This is a genomic window from Lacibacter luteus (assembly GCF_004118265.1).
Lineage (GTDB): Bacteria > Bacteroidota > Bacteroidia > Chitinophagales > Chitinophagaceae > Lacibacter > Lacibacter luteus.
This window is the reverse complement of record NZ_SDHW01000001.1, coordinates 1167704-1191291: the sequence shown is the minus strand read 5'-3', so window position 1 is coordinate 1191291 and position 23588 is coordinate 1167704. Positions and strand designations below refer to the sequence as shown.

Genomic DNA, 23588 nt, shown 5'->3' with positions numbered 1-23588 from the left:
AATTGGAAATGCTGCGTAACGGAGAGAGGAATATGCATGTAGGAACCTCCTTCCCTGCGCAGGCATTACCCTGATCAGGTTCTACGGGTTTGATCTCAGCCTCCGTGCAGGTTCCGGGCCCTGGAACCGACGGGTAAGCACCCCGGGGAATCTGTGTCGAAAGCCGGTTTTCCGCTCCTTCGACGCCGCAAAGATAAATTCTTTCAGGTTTGCTGTAACATTTTCATAACATCTTTCGTACAACTTCTATACAACAGCGGTTACAACCTGGTTTTCGGGCAGTATGCAGCAGAAAACAAAGATCCTGTAGCCGGTTGTAACAGAGGATGCACTCATTTTTCATCAACCATTAAACCTTATCTAAAAATTTTTGATCATGAAAAAAGTATTCAGCTTCATTGTATTGGCCATTTTTGCAACCGGTTTTGCTGCTGCGCAGGATGTAACCGTTATTAACGATAAAAATGCCGAGCCCCGTAAAGTAAGTTCCTTTCATGGTATTCGGGTATCCAGTGCATTTGATGTAATTATTAAACAAGGCAACGAGGAGGCAGTAGTGGTTAGCGCCAGCGAAGAAAAATACCGCAGCCGAATTAAAACAGAAGTGGTGGATGGTATTTTACGTATTACCTACGATAATGAAGGTGTATGGAAGTGGAATAGTGAAAACAAAAAACTTCGGGCTTATATTTCTGTAAAGAACATCGACAAGCTTGACATCAGTGGTGCTACCGATGTAAAGATTGATGGTGTTTTAAAAGGAACCAATCTAAAAGTAAACTTAAGCGGCGCTTCAAGCTTAAAAGGTGCAGTTGCATACGAAAGTATGAATATCGATCAAAGTGGTGCATCCGATTCTAAACTGTCGGGTTCTGTAAAAAACTTAGATGTTGATGTAAACGGCGCAAGTGATTTTAATTGCTTTGAATTGGTTGCAGATAATTGCAGAGCAGTAGCATCGGGTGCGTCAGATATTTTTGTAACGGTAAATAACGATTTAAAAGTAAATGCAAGTGGCGCAAGCGATGTGCAATATAAAGGAACAGCTTCTGTGAGTGATTTTAAAACAAGCGGAGCATCCAGTTTAAAGAAACGTACCAAATAAGTTTTCGATAATTATCAACGATGAAAAAGAAAAAGACAGAAATTATTTCTGTCTTTTTCTTTTTTCTTTTGGGAGGTAATCTGTTTCGCCTTACATTTGCACTCCATTCCGCGAAGTAGAGCAGCGGTAGCTCGTCGGGCTCATAACCCGAAGGTCGGGAGTTCGATCCTCCCCTTCGCAACAAAAGTCCCTCGCAAATGCGGGGGATTTTCTTTTTCAGCTAATAGCATGTAGCTTGCAACAAGAAGTATTGTATGAAAGTTGGCTTTGTAAACATATTTGGTAAACCTAACGCAGGTAAAAGCACATTGATGAATGCTTTGCTGGGCGAGAAGCTTGCGATTGTTTCGCCGAAAGTGCAAACAACAAGGCATCGCATTAAAGGTATTCTTACAACAGCCGATTACCAGGTGATCTTGTCTGATACACCTGGCATCATTGATCCTAAATATAAATTGCAGGAGAAAATGATGATGAGTGTAAAAAGTGCATTGGAAGATGCAGATGTTGCACTGTTGCTTGTTGATGTAAAAGATAACTGGCAGGAAAATGATGAGTTGTTTGCATCGCTTAAGTTGAAAGTGCCTTCCATTGTTGTGCTGAATAAACTGGATACGGTTGATAAGGCCAAACTGGAAGAAGCAAAACAATATTTCGAAAGTAAACTCTACTGCAAAAAAGCAATTACAGTTTCGGCATTATCCGGCATCAACAAAAAACAATTCATCAACCACATATTGCCGTTGTTGCCCGAAGGTGAGCCTTATTTTGAAGAAGATCAGCTAACGGATCTCAGCACCCGCTTTTTTGTTGCCGAACTCATCAGGGAAAAAATTTTCGAACTTTTCTCTGACGAAATACCTTACCACACAACAGTGATTGTAACGGCCTTTCAGGAAAAAAATACACTCATTAAAATATCGGCCGATATCATTGTACAGCGGGAAACGCAGAAAGCTATTTTGCTGGGCAACAAAGGCGTAATGATCAAAAAGCTGGGTTCAATGGCCCGAGCAGAAATTGAAAAATTTGTTGATTCGAAAGTTTTTCTTGAGCTGTTTATTAAAGTGCGGCCTAAATGGCGTGATACCGATCTTTTCCTGAAGGAGTATGGCTATAACGGCTAAGAAACAGTCGTTTTCAATAACACACCCCGCTTTCTCTTTTATTTCTGTACTTTTGCCGACTTTATTTGTTTTATTATGGCAGGTTTTACGGTAGCAATTGTGGGCAGACCCAATGTAGGAAAGAGTACATTCTTTAATCGTTTATTGCAACAACGCAAAGCGATTGTGGATGATGTTAGCGGTGTAACAAGAGACCGCCAATATGGTATTGCCGACTGGAACGGAAAAACATTTAACCTGATTGATACAGGTGGATTTGTTGCAGGCAGTGATGATGTATTTGAAACAGAAATTCGCAAGCAGGTGCGTATTGCATTGGATGAAGCAAATGCGGTGATATTTATGTGCGATGCTGCTTCGGGCATTACTGATCTGGATGAGTCGATGACTGATCTGCTGCGCCGTACCACTAAGCCTGTTTTCTTAGCAATTAACAAAGTTGATAATCACGAACGCTTATTGGAGGCGAGTGAATTTTATGCACTCGGCTTTGATCATATCTTTTTCCTCAGCAGTATGACGGGTAGCGGCACAGGTGAATTACTTGATGCAGTTAGTGCTTTAATACCCGAAGAACAGGCAGAGGCAGAAACATCAACCATTCCGAAAATTGCCATCATCGGTCAGCCGAATGTTGGTAAATCATCTATGTTGAATGCTTTGCTTGGTGAGGAGCGTACCATTGTAAGTGATATTGCAGGCACAACAAGGGACACTATCCACACACATTATAATCTCTTCAACAAAGAATTTATTCTTATTGATACTGCAGGTATCCGTCGTAAAACAAAAGTGAATGAAGATCTGGAGTTTTATTCGGTGATCCGTGCTATTCGTGCAATGGATGAGGCAGATGTATGTTTGCTTTTGCTCGATGCAGAAAAAGGAATATCGCAACAGGACCTCAATATTTATTCGCTTGCTGTAAAAAAAGGCAAAGGCATTGTGGTGTTGGTGAACAAGTGGGATCTTATTCAGAAAGAAACCAATACTGCACGTGATTACGAAAAAGAATTAAAGCAACGTCTTGCTCCGTTTAACGATGTGCCGATCCTGTTCGTATCTGCAAAAGAAAAAACCAGGCTGATGCAGGGTATTGAAGCTGCATTACAGGTAGTGGAAAACAGGCTGCGTAAAATTTCAACATCCGACCTTAACGAAGTGCTGCAGAAAGCCATTAATGCTTATCATCCGCCGGTGGTACGTGGTATGCCCATTAGTATTAAGTATGCAACACAGTTGCCTACGCCGGTTCCATCGTTTGCATTTTTCTGTAACCATCCCGATGATGTAAAACAATCGTACAAGAATTATCTGGAAAATCAGTTAAGGGCAGCGTTTAATTTTAAAGGAACGCCGATGCGTTTGTTCTTCCGTAAAAAATAAGAACGGTTTTTGCGTTATCCTAAACTTATAATAAAACATACAACACATGAAAAGATTAGTATTGGTTTTAATGGCTGCTTCTTTTTTAACAGCATGTGGCAGCAACGAACAAAAGTCGGATAACGAAAAAGCAGGAGCCGACAGCGGCGTAATTGATAAAGCGCAGGAAGGTATGAACGAAGTGATAGATACCATGCAAAGCAAAGGCGATAAACTTGCTGATACTTTGAAGAAGCATGTAATTGAGCCTGTAAAAGCCGATGTAAAGAAAGCCGGCGAAAAAATTAAAGAGGCGGCAAACGAAGTGAAAGAGAAAGTAAAACAAGAGTAATTTAAGAAGTAAAACAGCATAAAACGGGAGCAGTTAACTGCTCCCGTTTTTTATTTTAGGAAGATCGCTGATAAAGATCATTTGGAAATTACTAAGAAATAAAATTATTTTACAGTTCAAGTATTGGTTTTTGCCACATAAAAAAACGCATAAGAGCATTAAAGATCTTCAGCGAAGGATCGCTGTTTACGAAGATGAGGCTGCTTACAAAGAGCTGTTCTTTCTGTTATTTCAATCCCTTACACATTTTGCCGAAGGTATTCTGCAATCCAAAGAAAATGCTGAAGAAATTGTTTCCGATGTATTTATTTCTATCTGGAACGATCGTGCAAAGCTTAACCAGATCGACGATTTAAAGCTGTACATTTTTGTAGCAGTGAAAAACAATGCAGTGCGTAAAGCCCGTCAGCTGAATAAAGATGCAACCATTTCTTTAGACAGTATAAATGTAGAGGTGGATTCGTTATACCAAAGCCCCGAAGAACGGATGCTTTCTACAGAAACGGTTACTAAAATTGAAACCGCTATCAACAACCTTCCGAACAAAGCAAGGCTTATTTTAAAACTGGCCAAGGAAGACCGGATGAAATACAAGGATATTGCATCGCTGCTCAATATCTCCGTAAAAACAGTTGACAATCAACTGGCAATAGCATTGAAAAAGCTGGCCACCGCCATCAGCGAACCGCTCCGCAAAAAAAAATAAAAAAGTTGAAATCCTTTTAGGGGATTTTTTCCATTTTCTACTCCTTATCAGTAACAACTCATGAGCAAAGAAAAAGTTTGGCATTTATATTCCCGTAAATTAACCGGTGAAGCAAGTCAGGATGAACTGATGGAGCTACAGCTTTACATCGAAGATCACCCATCGCTTCAATACGAAATGGAGGCTCTTGAGCAAGTATGGATGCAAAATAATCAGCCCGACAAGGAATATCTCGAAGCAACTTATCTCCTGCATATTGAAAAGATGAAAAAACTCGGCGTTGAGCCAAAACATCTCGACGACATGGTTGAATCGGAGGAGCTGTTGCAACTTTCTTTCTTTAAACGTAATAAGCGCAAGGTTTTTGCTGCGGTAATGGTGGCCGTAATTGTAACAGCAGCAATTATTCCGCTGGTAAACAGAAAAAATGCTGCAACCGGATCGGCAAATACAGAAACAGCGAAAGCAGAGCCGAAAGTTGTAGTAATGCCTAACGGCAAAAACACAAGCTTTAAACTACCCGATGGTTCAACGGTATGGTTAAATGCCGGAAGTAAACTTGATTATTCGAAAATAAATGATGCGGGCAACAGAGAAGTACATTTAACCGGCGAAGCTTTTTTTGATGTGGTAAAAAATCCCGCCCGTCCTTTTATTATTCATACATCAACCATTGATGTAAAAGTGTTAGGTACAAAGTTTAATGTAAAGGCATACCCTGAAGATAAAACCGTTGAAACAAGTCTGGTGCAGGGTAGTGTAGAAGTATTTGTAAAGAACCGTCCCGGTGAAAAATATTTGTTGAAGCCAAACCAAAAACTGGTATTGCTCAACGAAGAACAAACTGTAGCTAAATCTTCATTAGCCGCAAACAAAAAAGATATTAATCTGCCCATTATTGCCATTACTCATTTAACCTATCCGAAAAACGATACACTGGCAGTTGAAACATCGTGGATAAGAAACAAGCTGGCTTTTGAAGATGAAAGCTTTGCAGAGATTGCTAAGAAAATGGAACGCTGGTACGATGTAAAGATCATTTTCAAAAACCAGGAACTGGAAATGGAAGAATTGCGTGGCGATTTTTCGAAAGAAACTTTACAGCAGGCATTGGATGCATTGCGTTTTGCCAGCAACTTCAGGTATAAAATAGAAGGTAAAACTGTTATTATTTATTAAAACCTAAACTGCAACTGATTATGACCCAACTTCAAAACTCTACCTGAGAAAGTGTTGGAAACAAAAGCGGGAAATGTTGGCGCATTCCCCGCAAGTAGTACACTTTCTTTTAAACCGGAGACCGCTTGCTATGTAAGAAACAAAACGGTTTCCTTATTTATACTACCAAAGCTTAAAAGTATGAAAAAAAGGACTTCGATTGCTAGGGCGACCCATGCCTTAAAAAAGCCGCTATTGATTATGAAACTAACAATTTTGCTTGCTGTATTGTGTACGTTTCAGGCTACAGCAGGACTTACTGCCCAAACAGTAACATTAAAAACCAAGGACACGGAAATTGCTACTGTTCTCAACAGTATTCAACGGCAGGGTGATTTCAGGTTTTTGTACAATTCCAAATTAAAAGACCTGAAGCAAAAAGTATCGGTTGATTTTATAAACCTCAGCATTAATGATGTTTTAAGGCAACTTTTTGCAGGTACAACGCTCACTTATCTTCAGCTCGATAACAATCTTGTTGCAATCCGTTCATCAAATCCAGATGAGAAAGACCTGCGTATTACAGGTAAAATCACTAACGAAGCAGGTGAAGGATTAGGTGCTGTTTCCATTACAGTAAAAGGTACATCACGTGGTACCGTTACCGATATGAACGGAAACTTCGCATTAACTGTTCCCGAAAATGCAGTGCTGGTAATTTCTGCTATTGGTTACAATACAACAGAAATAAATGTAAATAACCAGCAAGTGGTTAATGTTAAACTCGAACAGGCTACACGCCGTATGGACGAAGTAGTTGTTATTGGTTATGGTGCTGCAAGCAAGCGTGATCTTACAGGATCAATTACCAAAGTAAGTGGTAAAGACATTGCAGATAAACCAAACATAAACCCGATATCTTCTTTGCAAGGTCGTGTTGCAGGTTTGTACATTGTAAACAGTGGTACGCCCGGTGCACAACCCGATATCCGCCTGCGTGGTACATCCAGCTTCGGACAGGTTCGTCCGCTTTATGTTGTGGATGGAATCTTCAATGACAATATCGACTTTTTAAATCCCAACGATATTGAATCGATTGAAGTGTTGAAAGATCCTTCTTCACTTGCCATCTTCGGTATTCGTGGAGCAACAGGGGCAATCGTAATTACAACTAAAAAAGCAAAAGCAGGTCAGCTCAACATCAACTTCAGTTCAACTGCAGGTGTAAAACGCCTGGTTGACCGTATTGACATGGTTGATGCAAATGGTTTCAAAACATTGTACGATGAAGAACAAGCCAACAACGGCGTTCCAACCAATCAACGTTTTGATTACACACCATGGACAGGTAACACAGATTGGATCGAAGCAATGACACGTACGGCATTCTTCAACACCAATAACTTAAGTGTTACTGCAAGTACAGAGAAAAACAAATTTTACATGGGCATTGGTTATGCTATTGACGAAGGCGTGGTAAAACACGAACGCTTAACCAAAATGTTCATCAACATTAACGACGAATTAAAAATTTCGAAAAACATTAAAGTAGGGTTTACATTAAACAGCATGCGTCAGCGTTTGCCTTTTAGCCAGGCAAATGGTTTGTTGTTTGATGCAAGAAGAATTTTGCCCATTACTCCTGTAACAAATGCAGAAGGTACATTCTACGACCTTGCTGTACAGGGCGGACAGATTTCTAACCCGGTAATGAATCTCGAAAGCAAATGGGATAAAGAGAAACGTGTTGAATACCGCAATGTTGGTAGCGTTTATACCGAGATCAACTTCCTGCGCAACTTCACCTTCCGTTCTACATTCTATGCCGATATGTCGAACCTTGAATCGAGAAACTACAATCCGTTGATTGCACGTTACAACCCCGTTATCGATTCAACATTTGTTCCTGCAAACTCGTTAACATCTGTAACACAGAACAACGAACGTTGGAGCAAATTCCAGCAGGATCATGTATTAACCTTCCGCAAAAACTTTGGCGAACATGGTGTTACAGCAACAGCAGGTTTTACAACGTTCGAAGAAAAATACAGAGGCTTGTTTGGTTCTGTTCGTCAGTCGCCAACAGGTGATCCTATTCCTGATGATCCACGCTTCTGGTATGTAAGCAATGGCTTGGGCGATCCTGCAACACTACGTGTATCATCAAGCCAGTGGGATCGTGCAAATGCAGCCTTCCTCGGAAGGGTGTTGTACAACTACGGCGGAAAATATTTACTGAACGCTTCTTTCCGTCGGGATGGTTCTTCTGCATTCCCGAACAACGAATGGAATAACTTCTTCTCAGTAGGTGCTGCTTGGGAAGTAACCAAAGAATCGTTCATGAATGATGTGAAGGTGATCGACTTCCTGAAAATTAAAGCATCAACAGGTACATTAGGTGTGCAGAATACATTGGGGCTTGCATATCCTGCGTATCCAAACATTGTTGCAGGTAACTCTGCAGTATTTGGCGATCTGTTGTTGCCTTCTTATGCAAGAAGCTACGAGCCTGATCGTGATCTTAACTGGGAACGCATCCGTGCATCAGAAGCTGGATTTGAATTATATGCACTCAATAACCGTTTATACGTTGAAGCTTCTTATTATGTAAGAACTACAAACGATCTGCTGGCATTTGAATTTTCAAGCTTAACCGGCAGTCGTTTAGGCAACATCGGTAAAGTAAGAAATCAGGGTATTGAAGTAACATCAAGCTGGACACAACAATTGTCGAAAGATGCAACGCTTACACTCAGCGGTAACATTACAACATTCAATAACGAAGTGATCGATCTTCCATCGGGTGGTAAATTAACTGCCGGTGAAGAACGTCCGAGTGTAACAGAGAAAGGTTTTCCTATCGGTTATTTCTATGGTTACGTTGTTGAAGGTGTTTACCAGAGCTATGCAGATAAACTTGCATCGCCTACTGTTGTTGGTTACGATTACCAACCCGGCGATCTGAAATACAAAGATGTAAATGGTGATGGTAAAATCGATGCTAGTGATCGTACAATGATCGGTAACCCAACGCCTGATTTTATGTATGGCTTATCTGCCAACTTTAAATACAAAGGGTTTGATGCAGGTGTAGATTTTCAAGGTGTATATGGTAATGAAATTTATCGCTACTGGGGTAGTTCTGAATTACCGTTTACACGTTTCAATTATCCAACTTTCCGCTTAAACCGTTGGACAGGTGATGGTACATCAAACTGGGAGCCGGCAGTATCAAGCCGACCCATCAACCGCCTGCCATCAACGTATGGTGTTGAAGATGGAAGCTTCTTCCGTATAAGAAACGTACAGTTAGGTTACAATTTCAGCCCTGAAAAACTGCGTACTGTGCATATCAAGAGCTTCCGCATTTTCGTGAACGCACAAAATCTGAAAACGTTTAAACGCAATTCAGGTTATACACCGGAGTTTGGTGGTTCGCCAACACAGTTCGGTATTGATAACGGTAATGGCCCTATTCCTGTAATATTCACAGGTGGCATTAACGTTAATTTTTAGATGATAACTATTTGTAACGATAAACTTTATTCTAATATTTAAATAAGAACCTATGCGTACAATCAAACAATTTCTGTGGATGTTTCTGATAGGTGCGTCCACGCTCTTGATGTTCTCAGGGTGTTCAAAATTTCTTGATCGCAAGCCATTACAAACCACACTCGACGATTTAAACCAGGGTGGTTTGGAAGGACAGATATATGGTATGTATGGTGCTATCCGCAATGGTGATGTTGCAGGCCAGGCTTTTGGTGGTATTCCCTGGATGGCGCTGCACAACTTCCGTTCTGATGATTCGGAAAAAGGAAGCAGCCCTGCCGATGGTGCCGATTGGGAATTGATACACGATAATTTCCAATATGTAAAAGATCACTGGAGTGCTACTATTTACTGGGATCAGCATTATACATTAATTGCATTGGCAAATACAGCATTGCAGATCGCCGATTCATTAAAGCTCAACAGCCCTGCCGATCAGATCAATATCGGTGAAGCGAAATTCTTCCGTGCAATGGCTTACTTTGATATGGTGCGTACATACGGACAGGTTCCAAAGATCGACTTCCGTATTTACAACCCTGCAGATGCAAGAAAACCAAAAGCAAGCGTTGCCGAAATTTATGCATTGATCGATGCAGACTTGCAGGCAGCAATTGCAAGCTTACCCGACGATTGGAAAAATGCAAGTGGTAACAGCCGTTTCCCCGGCCGTTTAACCAATTATGCTGCAAAAGCATTGCGTGCAAAAACATTAATGTACCGCAGTCAGTGGAGCGAAGCATTGGCATTGTGCCAGAACATCATTTCATCGGGCCGTTATGGATTGGCAGATGATTATTTTAAAACCTTTGGTGACGAAGGTGAAAATAACCTCGAATCAATTTTTGAAATCCAGGCCGATCAGGGACCACAATATGCAGGAAGCAGCGAACCTTTCTCCTGGTTTGCAATTTGCCAGGGTGTGCGTGGTGCAGCAGAATGGGACCTTGGTTGGGGTTGGAACACGCCAACTGCAAATCTTGTAAATGCATATGCTCCCGGCGATAAACGTAAAGACGGTACAATTCTTTTCTCCGGACAAAGCGATGGAGTATATGGCCGTACATTACCTGCATTTCCTACAGTTATACCCCGTGCATACTGGAACAAAAAAGTGTATCCGAATCCTGCAACACAAACTTCAAAAGGGCAACGCCAGGCAGGTTGGAGAAACCAAAAGGTTCTTCGTTATGCCGATGTGTTGCTGATGGCTGCTGAAGCTGCTAACGAAGCAGGTGGAGCAGGTAATCAAACACTGGCAGTTACATATGTAAACCAGGTTAGAACAAGAGCAGGGTTGGGCAATATAAGTTTTACAACACAGGCTGCAATGCGTACCATTATACAGGACGAACGCCGTTTTGAAATGGCATTGGATGGAGAACGTTTCTTTGATCTTGTTCGCTGGAACCTTGCAACAACAGTATTAGCTCCACAGGGATATCAGAACAAGCATCGTTATTACCCAATACCACAGGCTGCAATTGATGCATCGAATGGTGTGCTTATTCAAAATCCCGATTATTAATCGATGATTGTTAGCAGTAACATTCATTCTTAAAAAAATAATTGTATGCGTATAAAAAAGTTTAAAATCATATTTAAAGGAGCGTTGGCGTCAATGCTCCTCCTCTCGGCTTGTCAGAAAATGAATCGCCCGGGTTACAGCAACTATCCAAAAGATACAAACCCTCCGGGAGGCCCGTTGAAGTTTTATGTTGCATTTGATGGCACAACAACTAACCCGTTAATGAATGCGGTGGATAGTATTCGTGCAAACTTTGCATCAGAAAATCCATTAACATCAATAGCAGGTGTAAACGGAAAGGCTGTGCAAGGTGAGAATAAGAAGTTTGTGAAATATGCAAAGCCAAACGATTGGGCAGATATATCGAGAAGCTTCACAATTTCCTGTTGGTTTAAACGTAACGGCCAAACAAAAAACAATGCCGGCACTAACGGCCCTGAATACCTGATGAGCTTTAAAGCAAGTACAGGTCATTGGTCAGGTTCAAGCCTGCTGGTGTTTCTTGAAGGTGATAATGCTGCGGGCCAGGTGAAGGTAATGGTTGCCGATAAAACGTCGGACAGCTGGTTTACCTGGGAAAATTCAAATACAAGCTCCATTCCTGGTTTACTGGATAATAACTGGCACCACATAGTGTTAACTTATAACAGCACAAACAGTATAATGACGCTATATATTGATGGGGTTGCAAATTCGAAAACACGTGCATGGGGCACACATGGTGGTGTAGTGTTTGATGCGTCGAAGATTACAGAAATGCGTGTTGGTGCTGGTCCGGGTACAAACTACGATTCAAACGATTGGCTGTCTTCTACATTTAAAGGAGGCATCGACCAGGTTCGTATGTACAGCACAGTTCTTACGCAAGCTGAAATTACTGCCCTGTTTACAGGTAAATTATAGAAGCAGTCGTTTTTAGGTCATAATCAAAAATGGGGCTGCATATTTATGCGGCCCTTTTTAAACAACTCCATTTTCTTTCATCTCTTTAGTTTTCGTTTGGGTTATGTGTTTATTACGAAACGTACATTTCTTAGCAACACTGTTTTTATGCGGCGCCTTTTTTTCCTGTAAGGAAAACAAACCCCTGTTTAAGCAGTTAGATGCTGCTGCAACAGGAATAGCTTTTGAAAATAAACTCGAAAATAAACCGCACCTCAATATTCTATATTACCTCTATTTCTACAATGGTGGAGGCGTTGCAACAGGCGATATCAATAACGATGGGCTAACTGATATTTATTTCACCGCCAACACAAAGGGCAACAACAAACTTTATCTCAACAAAGGCAATTTTCAATTTGAAGATATTACAAATGCAGCCGGTGTTGCAGGCAGCAACGATTGGTGCAGTGGTGTAACCCTGGCCGACGTTAACGGCGATGGACTGCTGGATATTTATGTATCTGCTGTTGCAAAGTTTAACGATCTGAAAGGCCACAACGAATTATTCATTAACAAAGGCAATGGAAAATTTACCGAACAATCAAATGCATATGGTCTCGATTTTTCCGGCTTATCAACACAAGCTGCTTTTTTCGATTACGATAAAGACGGTGATCTCGATTGCTTTCTCATCAATCACTCCAAACAACCACATGCGAATATTGTTGATACAGTTAACCGGAATAAGAAAGACAGCATCAGCGGCAGTCGTTTGTTCAGAAATGAATTGAACAGAGGCGAACAGAAGTTTACCGATGTTACTGCAGAAGCAGGTATTTATCAATCCAATTTATCTTATGGATTGGGATTAAGCGTAGCCGATATGAACAACGATGGCTGGGAAGATGTATACATCGGCAACGATTTTCATGAAAACGATTACTACTACCTTAACAATAAAAACGGAACCTTCAGCGAAAGCGGTGCAATGCATTTTGCACATTACAGCCGCTTCAGTATGGGCAACGATATTGCCGATTATAACAACGATGGTCAGCCCGATGTAATTACAGTTGATATGCTGCCACCCGATGAAAAAACAGTAAAGACTTACGGCAGTGATGAGAACCCTGATATTTACAAAGTAAAACTGGAACTGAACGGTTACCAGCATCAATATTCCCGCAACTGCTTGCAACGGAATAACGGCAGCGGTATCAACTTCAGCGAAGTTGGCTTAATGGCCGGCGTATCTGCAACCGACTGGAGCTGGAGTCCTTTGTTTGCCGATTTTGATAATGATGGAAAGAAAGATCTTTTCATCAGCAGCGGTATTGTAAAACGCCCTGTTGATCTTGATTACATCCGCTTTGTTTCTTCCATGCAGATGAACAAAGGGTTGGATGGTACAGATAAATACGATGATGAAACCATTGCGAAGATGCCTGATGGAAGCAGTCATCCTTTCTTCTTTAAAAATAGCAATGGGCATTCGTTTGCCGATGTAAGTGTTGCGTGGGGCACCGCAAACATGAAAGGTTATTTCAATGGCGCTGCTTATGCCGATTTTGATAACGATGGCGATCTGGACATTGTTACCAATAATATTAATGCACCGGCAACAGTGTTGAAAAACGAAACAACGACAAAGAGTTATCTCACACTGCAATTGCAAGGCGATAGTTTAAATCGTTTTGGTATTGCTGCAAAAGTGTACCTGTTTACAAAGGCAGGGATGCAGTATCAGCAACTGATGTCAACAAGAGGTTTCCAATCGGCAGTAGAACCCCGTTTGCATTTTGGACTCGATAGTATTGCAGCAGTCGATTCGGTTGTAATTGTCTGGCCAAATCAACAATATCAAACCATTAAAAATCCTGCAATAAACAAGCAGCTTACGGTTGCGCAAAAAGATGCAACAGGTGCATTTCAATACGATTTATTTTTTGGAACACCGGCTCCGTATTTTAAAGACGTTACTAATGAAATTGCGTGTAACTGGAAACATGCCGAAAACGATTTTGTTGATTTTAATGTGCAATACCTCATTCCGCATGCACAAAGTACAAGAGGACCAAAGCTTGCAGTAGCCGATATAAACGGCGATGGGCTCGATGATTTTTATGTATGTGCTGCAAAAGATCAACCCGGTGCATTAATGATACAGCATGCAAACGGAAGTTTTCAATCCACCAATAGTTCCTTGTTTGAAAAAGATGCAGGATGCGAAGATGTGGATGCCGTATTTTTTGATGCTGATGGAAACAAAACACCGGACCTGTTGGTTGTTAGCGGAGGTAACCAGTTGCCAAAACACGCAGGCGATATGGCCGATCGTTTATACCTCAACGATGGAAAGGGAAATTTCACAAGAAAGAGCGATGCTTTCACAATACAATATGAAAGTAAATCCTGTGTAACGGTTGCTGATGTGGATCATGATGGTGATATGGATTTCTTTATCGGTAATATGGGAAGCCCTACTGGTTATGGTATGCTTAAACCATCTTATCTCTACTTAAATGATGGCAACGCAAAATTTGCATTGGCATCCATGCAGCAGATCGATCTTACAGCAGTAGGTATTGTAACCGATGCAGCGTTTACAGATATTAATAACGATGGCTGGTCCGACTTGCTGGTAACAGGAGAGTGGATGCCGTTGAAAGTTTTCATCAACAACAAGGGAAAGTTTACTGCAGCAGATGTACCTGCATCAACAGGTATGTGGCAACATATTACCGTTGCAGATGTAAACAACGACGGCTTTGCAGATGTACTTGCAGGCAACTGGGGGCATAATTCTAAACTATGGGAGCGTAAGGATGGTCCGTTAAAACTGTATGTAAAGGATTTTGATAACAATGGCACAACCGAACAGATACTGGCTTATACCATTAAAGGCGAAGAGTTCCCGTTTTTAGCGAAGGATGAGCTTGAGCGTCCGTTACCGATATTAAAAAAAGCATACCTCACTTATGGTGAAGTTGCAGGAAAAACAGTGCAGTATATTTTGTACGATCTGTTTAAAGATTATAAAGAGTTGAAAGCAGAAGTGCTCAGCAGCTCAGTATTTATTAACGATGGTAAAGGAGCATTTAAGCGCTACGATCTTAACAGCGAATTGCAGCTTGCGCCGGTAATGAGCTTTGCAACGGTAAGTGCAGGTGGAAGTTATATCGCTGCAGGTAATTTTTATGGCGTTATTCCTTACGAGGGAAGATATGATGCATTGTATCCTTCGCTGTTTTCGTTCACTAACGATCAATCGGCTGTATATGCATCGTTACAACAAATTAAAGGTGAAGTAAGAGATATGCAATGGATACGTACTACAGGTGGTAATAAAATTTTAGCAATTGCACGAAACAATCAATCGCTTGTATTTATGAAAAGTATTGGCGAATTGCAAACAATGAAATAACAACTATAAACAGATCGAATAATGATGAAACATCTTGGTACAATGAAAAGTATTTTGGTTTTGCTTGCAATTATGTCGTTAAGTTTTAATTGCGACAAACGCAAAGGTGGTGGCGGTACACCCAATACTCCCGGTGCAGAAGTAAACTGGTGGCTTACAACAGGCAGTCAAACATCGTTATTGCAAAAACAACCTGCGTTTACATTTAACAACGGTGGTACAGCTGTATTAACCATTGATGTGGACAGTGCCCAAACTTTTCAAACGGTTGATGGATTTGGTTATACGTTCACCGAAGGAAGTGCTTATCTCATCAACAAATACAACGCTGCTGCAAAGAATAACCTGTTGCAGGAATTGTTTAGTGCTGCAGATAATGCCATTGCTGTAAACTATTTACGCATTGGTATGGGTGCAACAGATCTCAGTACAAAAGTGTACAGCTATAATGATCTGCCCAATGGCGAAACCGATATTACGCTCAGTAAGTTTTCGCTGGCGCAGGATACGGTAGATGTAATTCCATTGTTGCAACAGATATTGGCCATCAATCCAAACATCAGGATCATGGCAACACCCTGGAGTGCACCTGTATGGATGAAAGATAATAACAACACAGTAGGTGGCCGGTTAAAAACACAGTATTACAGTGTGTATGCACAATACTTTGTAAAGTATATACAGGCAATGAAAGCAAAGGGTATTACTGTTGATGCGGTTACAATACAAAATGAGCCTCTGCATGGTGGCAATAATCCGAGTATGTTGATGAATGCTGCAGAACAAGCTGATTTTATCAAGAATCATTTAGGTCCTGCTTTTCAAACAGCGGGCATTACAACTAAAATTGTATTGTACGATCATAACTGCGATCGTCCCGATTATCCAATTGCAGTGCTCAACGATGCTGCAGCAAAACCATTTATCGATGGTTCTGCATTTCATCTGTATGCAGGCGATGTAGCCGCAATGTCAACTGTGCGTGATGCGCATCCTGATAAGAATTTATATTTCACCGAACAGTGGACAGGTGCAGGTGGCAGTTTCGATGGCGATTTGAAATGGCATGTACGTAATGTGATCATCGGTACTATGCGTAACTGGAGTAAGGTTGCGCTCAACTGGAACCTTGCGAATGATGGCAGTTACAATCCGCATACACCTGGTGGTTGCGACCAATGTAAAGGTGCTGTAACATTGGATGGCGGCGTTATCCGCAACGTATCGTATTACATTATCGGTCATGCATCGAAGTTTGTACCCACAGGTGCAAAGCGTATTGCCAGTACGCAAACAGGTAATCTTTACACTGTAGCATTTTTAAGAAACGATGGAAAGAAAGTGTTGATCGCACTTAATGATGGTGCAAGCACACTTCGCTTCAACATTAAATACAAAGGAAGTAATGCAAATACAAGTTTGCCTGCAGGTGCTGTGGCAACTTATGTTTGGTAACAATAAAACTACGATTATGAACAGACTATTATTTGTTGCAGCAACCTGTTTGTTTGCAGCATGTACAACAACTACAGAAAACGATAAGCAGGCAACAACAGCTGCAAGTACTTATTCAACCGATGGCAAAAAAGTATTGGTGTATTCAACTGCCGACAGTAGCGATCTGCGTTTATCGCTCAACGATACATTAACGTTTGCAGAAAAGGGGCAGCCATTCGAAAACGAGATCATGGTGTTTGTTGACCCCGGTAAAACATTTCAATCGTACATGGGCGTTGGTGCTGCATTGACCGATGCATCAGCAGAAGTGTTTGCTAAACTTTCCAAAGAAAAACAGCAGGAGTTTTTAACAGCACATTTCGATAAGCAGAAAGGTATTGGCTATACCATTGCACGTACCAACATCAACAGTTGCGATTTCAGCAGCGATATGTACACCTATGTACAGGACGGCGATAAAGAATTAAAATCGTTTAACATTGAACACGATCAGAAATTTAAAATTCCAATGATCAAAGCGGCCATGCAGGCAGCAGGTGGAAGTTTGAATTTGTTTGCAAGTCCGTGGAGCCCGCCATCGTGGATGAAGGATAACAATGATATGTTACACGGAGGTAAACTAAAAGAAGAGTTTGCAGATAGCTGGGCATTGTATTATACAAAATTTATTAAAGCGTATGAAGCCGATGGTATTCCTGTATGGGGCATCAGTATCCAGAACGAACCTATGGCCAAACAAATATGGGAGAGTTGTATTTATACGGCTGAGGAAGAAAAGAATTTCCTGATGAAGCATCTCGGTCCAACAATGGAAAAAGAAGGATTGAAGGAAAAGAAAATTATTATGTGGGATCATAACCGGGATCTTATTTATCAACGTGCAAGCACATACTTTTCCGATCCGGAAGTAAAGAAATATGCGTGGGGTATTGGTTTGCATTGGTACGAAGACTGGAGTGGTGGCGATCAGATGTTTGATAATCTTGGTCGTGTACATGAATCATTTCCAGATGTGCCGATTCTGTTTACCGAAGGTTGCAACGGTCCGTTTAAAATGGAAAACATTCATCAATGGAAATGGGGCGAGCGTTATGGCCGCAGCATGATCAACGATTTTAATAATGGTATGACAGGGTTCACCGATTGGAATATTCTGCTCGATGAAACGGGTGGCCCTAATCATGTAAAGAATTTCTGTTTTGCACCTGTACATGCTGATACACGTACAGGTGAACTCATTTACACCAATGCTTATTACTACATTGGCCATTTTTCAAAATTCATACAGCCCGGTGCAAAACGCATTACTGCTGCACCAAGCCGCAGCCAGTTGTTATCAACTGCATTTCAGAACCCAGATGGAAGTATTGCCGTGGTGGTAATGAATCAAAGCGATAAGCCAACAGATTTTATGTTATGGATCAATGGTAAAGCAGCCACAACAAAAGCATTGGCACATTCCATCAACACCTATCTTATTCAATAAAAGAACGGTTTTTGCTGCATAACGGTTATGAAAATTAGTGTACGACATAGCTTGCTTCTTTTTTTACTGCTCATCATCGGCTGTAAAAAGAAATCAACGCCACCTGCGCCGGAACCTCCAAAGCAGGTAACACTTAAATCAATTAAGTTAAACGCTGTTGATTTTAATGCATTGCTGTATGGCGTAAATCTGCAGCCCGTAATTCGTTTGCAATTTTCGCAGCCGTTGAAACAATCAACTGTTACAACAGCTGTTAAACTGTATACGGCAACAGGAGTAGAAACTGCAATCACCACCAGTTTACAGAACAATGATTCGGTTTTGATTGTACAACCAACAGCTGCATTGGCAAGTGTTGCCCGTTACCAGTTTAAATTGATTGACGGGTTGCAATCGGCAAGTGGTGGAAATTTTATCGGCACCGTTGACAACAGTTTTATTACGCAGATCGATTCATCAAGAAAGTTTCCTGCAATAACAGATGATGAATTGCTTACCAAAGTGCAGCAACAAACCTTTAAATACTTCTGGGATTTTGCACATGCAACAAGTGGCCTGGCAAGAGAGCGTAACACTTCAGGTGATCTTGTTACTTCCGGCGGCTCCGGTTTTGGAGCAATGGCTATTGTAACAGGTATCAATCGCAATTTTATTACAAGAGCACAAGGCTTGCAGCGTATGCAAACCATTGTTGAGTTTTTAAAAACAAAAGCGCAAAAGTTTCATGGTGCTTTTCCGCATTGGTTAAATGGCAACACCGGTAACGTTATTGCGTTTAGTGCAAAGGATGATGGCGCAGATCTGGTTGAAACATCATTGCTGATGATGGGACTGTTAACAGCAAGACAATACTTTAACGTAGTGGATGCGGCAGAAACAAATCTGCGGAATGATATTACAGCATTGTACAATGCGGTTGAATGGAGTTGGTTTCGAAAAAATAATGAACAGCAATTGTACTGGCACTGGAGTCCGAATTATGCATGGGATATGAATTTGCCCATACGTGGCTGGAACGAATGTTTAATTACCTATGTTCTTGCTGCTTCATCTGCAACGTATGGCATTCCGAAAACAGTGTACGATAATGGCTGGGCAAGAAACGGCGCAGCAGGTTTTGTAAATGGAGCGCAGTATTACAATATTACATTACCATTGGGCAGCGCTTACGGCGGACCGTTATTTCTTTCGCATTATTCCTTTATGGGCATTAATCCAAACGGGTTGGTTGATGCGTATGCGAATTATGAAACGCAAACAAAAAATCATTCACGCATCAATTATCAATACTGCGTAACAAATCCGAATGGTAATTACGGTTACAGCGACTCCATCTGGGGATTAACAGCAAGCGATATACCGAACGGTTATACGGCAAGCTCTCCTTCGAACGATGTGAGTGTAATTGCACCAACAGCAGCCATCTCATCAATGGCTTATACGCCAACAGAAAGTATGAAGGCGTTGAAATTCTTTTATTATGTAATGGGCGATAAGTTGTTTAAAGAGTATGGATTTATTGATGCCTTCTCCTTGAAACAAACATGGTTTGCTTCATCGTTCCTTGCTATCGATCAGGGGCCGATCATTGTAATGATTGAAAACCACCGGAGCGGGTTGTTGTGGAGTTTATTTACCAGCTGCCCGGAAGTAAAGAATGGGATGCGTTCGCTTGGATTTAGTGCACCTTATTTGTAAAGCGGATGATTATTGACGGTGTCAGGACGTCGCAAACGTCACACACCTTTATAAATGGTTTAAACAACAGAATCAGCATGAAAGTGATTGGTATTTTACTGTTATTCATTTCACTGAACAGCTTTTCGCAGTCGCTCAAAAAAGGAAAGTATGGCGATGGTCCCGACAGCATTGCGCCTGTTGGTGTCATCAAAGAATTATCAGATGAACAGCTATTGGAAACAGTACAAAAACAAACCTTTCGTTTTTTCTGGCATGGCGCACATCCTTACAGCGGGTTGGCACCGGAACGAAGCAACAGCGTAAAAGCAGAACATTACTGGGATTACATTAACGAAGCATGGGATGAGCCTAATTTCAGTAAAACAGAGTTTGGAAAAGATGCAGGTGCGATTGGTGGCACCGGCTTTGGTATTATGAGTACGATCGTTGCGGTAGAACGTGGATGGATTGGAAGAGATACGGCTGTGCGTCGCTTGATACAGATCGCCGATTTTCTCATCAATGCTGATTGTTATCATGGTATCTATCCGCATTTCATGAACGGACGTACAGGTAAAACAATCAGATTCGATCGATTGGATGATGGTGCGGATATTGTAGAAACATCTTACCTGCTCATGGGTTTTCTCTGTGCAAGAGAATACTTCAATAAAGAAACAGCAAGAGAAATTTATTTGCGTAAACGTATTAACCAGATGTGGGGTGCTGCTAACTGGAACTGGCATACCAACGGCGAAAATAAATTATACTGGCATTGGAGTCCGAACAATGGGTTTGATATGAACTTTCCGGTATGGGGCTGGAACGAATGTTTGATCACCTACATCATGGCGGCGTCATCGCCATACAAAGGCATTAAAAAATCGGTGTACGATGGTACATGGACAGGAAGTACAGGATTTAAAAACGGCAGAGCGTATTACGGCTATGTTTTACCGTTAGGTAATTACGATAAAGACAGAGGAGGTCCGTTATTCTTTGAACAATATACATTCCAGGGTATTGATCCGAATGGATTGAAAGATTCGTTGGGCAACGATTATTTTCTGCAGGGTAAACATCACACACTCATCAATCGTGCTTACTGCGTAGAGAATCCAAATAAATTCAAAGGATATTCTGATAAATGCTGGGGTTTAACTGCAGGCGACAGTTATAAAGGTTACGTTGCCCATAGTCCGGAAAACGATCGTGGAGTAATTCAACCTACTGCTGCCATTTCATCGATGCCTTACACACCGAAAGAAAGCATGGAGGCATTGCGTTATTTCTATTATGAACTGGGGAATAAGATCTGGAGCAAATATGGTTTTGTAGATGGTTTCAGTATTCATCATAACTGGTATGCAAAAAGCCATTTGGCAATTGACCAGGGACCAATTATTGTGATGATTGAAAATTACAGAACGGGGTTGTTGTGGAAGTTATTTATGAAGATACCCGATGTGCAGAACGGATTGAAGAAGCTGGGATTTACATCGCCGTATATAAAATAAACTTGTATGAAGAAATTCTTTTCAGCTGAGCCATTTGCATACAATGCGGGGTTAACATTGGTGCGTATTATTGTTGGGCTGTTTCTTATTTATCATGGATGGGAGTTGTTTGATACGGCCAAAATGAATGTGTATCTCGCCTGGGATAATTTTAAACAAGCCGGTAACGGAAAGGTATTGGTATATGCAGGTAAAGCAGCAGAATTAATTGCAGGTGTATTGTTTGTGTTGGGTTTGTTTACACGAGTGGCATCATTACTTACAATCGGAACACTTGGTTACATCGCATTTGTTTTAGGAAACGGAATTGTATGGTATAATGATCAGCATCCTTTTCTGTTTGTATTGATCGCTTTCCTGTTTTTGTTTTCCGGTCCCGGAACTTTAAGTATAGATGCGGCTCTTTTTAAACAAAAGAGACGCTATTAATTTTTTGTTTATTCAAATCAGAAAAGTTTTTGCAATGAATAACTTCTGTAAGAAAAAGATCATCGTGCTGGCAGCAGTTTTCGTTTTCGTGCTGCAGCTGCATGCACAACAACGTACATATTGCAATCCCATTAATATCGATTATGGTTATACACCCATTCCCAACTTCAGCGAATGGGGCAGGCATCGTGCAACGGCCGATCCGGTAATTGTTACGTATAAAGGCGATTACTATTTATTCAGTACCAACCAATGGGGTTATTGGCATAGCAGCGATATGCTTAACTGGAAATTTGTATCAAGAAAGTTTTTACGTCCGTGGAATAAAGCATACGATGAATTGTGCGCACCTGCAGTTGGTATTATTGGTGATACGATGATTGTCTTTGGCTCAACTTATACAAGACAGTTCAGCATCTGGATGAGTACAAACCCAAAAGCAAATGAATGGAAGCCATTGGTCGATTCCTTTGATATAGGCGGATGGGATCCTTCATTCTTTACCGATGATGATGGACGTTTGTACATGTACAATGGCAGCAGTAACAAATTTCCTATGTATGGTATTGAACTTAACAGGAAAACGATGCAGCCCATTGGCACAAGAAAGGAAATGTATTTGCTCGAACCCTGGCGTTTTGGCTGGCAGCGTTTTGGCGAACACATGGATAATACATTTCTTGATCCGTTTATTGAAGGAAGCCACATGACCAAGCACAACGGAAAATATTATTTGCAATATGGTGCACCGGGCACAGAGTTCAGTGGTTATGCTGATGGTTTGTTGGTTGGCAATGGTCCGTTAGATTATTTCGAAGCACAAAGCGATCCTTTAAGTATTAAGCTGGGAGGTTTTGTGCGTGGTGCAGGACATGGTGCAACGTTTCAGGATAAGTTTGGTCAGTACTGGCATGTATCAACAACAGTGTTATCGGTGAAGAACACATTTGAACGCAGGCTCGGCATTTGGCCAACCGGTTTTGATAAAGATGGCAACATGTTTTGCAACACAACCTTTGGCGATTATCCGCATTATATTCCATCTGCTAATGTTGATGGATCGAATTATGGGAAAGATGGTAAGTCGCCTTACTTCACCGGTTGGATGTTGCTCAACTATAACAAACCTGTACAGGTTTCTTCAACACTTGGTAATTATGTTGCAAACAATGCTGCTGATGAGTTGATCAAAACATACTGGAGTGCAGCAACAGGCAACAAAGGAGAATGGATACAAACCGATTTGGGAAATGTATCAACTGTAAATGCGGTGCAGATCAATTATGCCGATCAGGATGTAGAGCAAAACAGGTTGGGCAAGTGGAACGATCAATATCATCAATACAAAATGTATTATTCAGTTGATGGAAAGAAATGGAATGCATTGGTTGATAAGAGTGCAAACAAAACCGATGTGCCACACGAATATGTTGAATTGGAAAAATCAATACAGGCACGGTTTATAAAAGTGGAGAATATACACATGCCCACCGGTAAATTTGCAATCAGTGGTTTGCGTGTGTTTGGTAATGGAAATGGCGCAAAGCCCGATGTCGTTAAAGGATTTATTGTATTGCGTACAGAAAAAGATAAACGCAGTGCGTTTATAAAATGGAAGCCGGTTGATAATGCATTTGCGTATAATATTTACTATGGTACACATCCGGATAAATTATACACGAGTATAATGGTGCATGCCAATAATGAATACTGGATGAAGGCGATGGATGCATTAAAAACGTATTACTATAGCATAGAAGCCGTTAATGAAAACGGTGTAAGCGAACGTTCACCCGTAATGAAAGTTGAATAA

16 protein-coding genes, 1 tRNA gene and 1 riboswitch are annotated in these 23588 nt (G+C 41.1%); all 17 genes read left to right on the top strand.

The window, feature by feature from the left end:
* Window positions 1-34 precede the first annotated feature (34 nt).
* Window positions 35-155: riboswitch (TPP riboswitch) on the bottom strand.
* 221 nt (window positions 156-376) lie between these two features.
* Window positions 377-1105 (top strand): head GIN domain-containing protein, encoded by a 729-nt coding sequence (locus tag ESA94_RS04480; protein WP_129129644.1) that lies wholly within the window; start codon window positions 377-379, stop codon window positions 1103-1105.
* 109 nt (window positions 1106-1214) lie between these two features.
* Window positions 1215-1286, top strand: a tRNA-Met gene (locus ESA94_RS04475).
* Window positions 1287-1359: 73 nt separating this feature from the next.
* Window positions 1360-2232, top strand: coding sequence for a GTPase Era (gene era, locus ESA94_RS04470; RefSeq protein WP_129129643.1), 873 nt, complete (start codon window positions 1360-1362; stop codon window positions 2230-2232).
* Between the two features lie 75 nt (window positions 2233-2307).
* Window positions 2308-3618: a ribosome biogenesis GTPase Der gene (gene der / locus ESA94_RS04465; RefSeq protein WP_129129642.1), complete on the top strand. Its 1311-nt coding sequence runs from the start codon at window positions 2308-2310 to the stop codon at window positions 3616-3618.
* A gap of 46 nt (window positions 3619-3664) precedes the next feature.
* Window positions 3665-3949 (top strand): hypothetical protein, encoded by a 285-nt coding sequence (locus ESA94_RS04460; RefSeq protein WP_129129641.1) that lies wholly within the window; start codon window positions 3665-3667, stop codon window positions 3947-3949.
* 130 nt (window positions 3950-4079) lie between these two features.
* Window positions 4080-4655: an RNA polymerase sigma-70 factor gene (locus ESA94_RS04455; RefSeq protein WP_164972647.1), complete on the top strand. Its 576-nt coding sequence runs from the start codon at window positions 4080-4082 to the stop codon at window positions 4653-4655.
* A 60-nt stretch (window positions 4656-4715) separates the two neighbouring features.
* Window positions 4716-5834, top strand: coding sequence for a FecR family protein (locus tag ESA94_RS04450; RefSeq protein WP_129129639.1), 1119 nt, complete (start codon window positions 4716-4718; stop codon window positions 5832-5834).
* 240 nt (window positions 5835-6074) lie between these two features.
* Entirely contained in the window at window positions 6075-9329 is a 3255-nt protein-coding gene (locus ESA94_RS04445; RefSeq protein ID WP_164972646.1) for a TonB-dependent receptor, read from the top strand.
* A 52-nt stretch (window positions 9330-9381) separates the two neighbouring features.
* The gene (locus ESA94_RS04440; RefSeq protein WP_129129637.1) at window positions 9382-10896 is read left to right on the top strand and encodes a RagB/SusD family nutrient uptake outer membrane protein; all 1515 of its coding nucleotides are present in this window, start codon (window positions 9382-9384) and stop codon (window positions 10894-10896) included.
* Between the two features lie 45 nt (window positions 10897-10941).
* Window positions 10942-11799 (top strand): LamG domain-containing protein, encoded by an 858-nt coding sequence (locus ESA94_RS04435; RefSeq protein WP_129129636.1) that lies wholly within the window; start codon window positions 10942-10944, stop codon window positions 11797-11799.
* Between the two features lie 103 nt (window positions 11800-11902).
* Window positions 11903-15205, top strand: coding sequence for a VCBS repeat-containing protein (locus tag ESA94_RS04430; RefSeq protein ID WP_129129635.1), 3303 nt, complete (start codon window positions 11903-11905; stop codon window positions 15203-15205).
* Window positions 15206-15226: 21 nt separating this feature from the next.
* On the top strand, window positions 15227-16660 hold the full coding sequence (locus ESA94_RS04425) for a glycoside hydrolase family 30 protein (protein WP_240670984.1): 1434 nt from the start codon (window positions 15227-15229) through the stop codon (window positions 16658-16660).
* 16 nt (window positions 16661-16676) lie between these two features.
* Window positions 16677-18149 carry a glycoside hydrolase family 30 protein gene (locus ESA94_RS04420; protein WP_129129634.1) on the top strand — a complete coding sequence of 491 codons (1473 nt, stop codon included), beginning with the start codon at window positions 16677-16679 and terminating at the stop codon, window positions 18147-18149.
* A gap of 27 nt (window positions 18150-18176) precedes the next feature.
* Window positions 18177-19847 carry a glucoamylase family protein gene (locus tag ESA94_RS04415; RefSeq protein ID WP_129129633.1) on the top strand — a complete coding sequence of 557 codons (1671 nt, stop codon included), beginning with the start codon at window positions 18177-18179 and terminating at the stop codon, window positions 19845-19847.
* A 77-nt stretch (window positions 19848-19924) separates the two neighbouring features.
* On the top strand, window positions 19925-21346 hold the full coding sequence (locus ESA94_RS04410; protein ID WP_129129632.1) for a glucoamylase family protein: 1422 nt from the start codon (window positions 19925-19927) through the stop codon (window positions 21344-21346).
* A 6-nt stretch (window positions 21347-21352) separates the two neighbouring features.
* Window positions 21353-21775 carry a DoxX family protein gene (locus tag ESA94_RS04405; RefSeq protein ID WP_129129631.1) on the top strand — a complete coding sequence of 141 codons (423 nt, stop codon included), beginning with the start codon at window positions 21353-21355 and terminating at the stop codon, window positions 21773-21775.
* A gap of 34 nt (window positions 21776-21809) precedes the next feature.
* Window positions 21810-23588: a family 43 glycosylhydrolase gene (locus ESA94_RS04400; protein ID WP_129129630.1), complete on the top strand. Its 1779-nt coding sequence runs from the start codon at window positions 21810-21812 to the stop codon at window positions 23586-23588.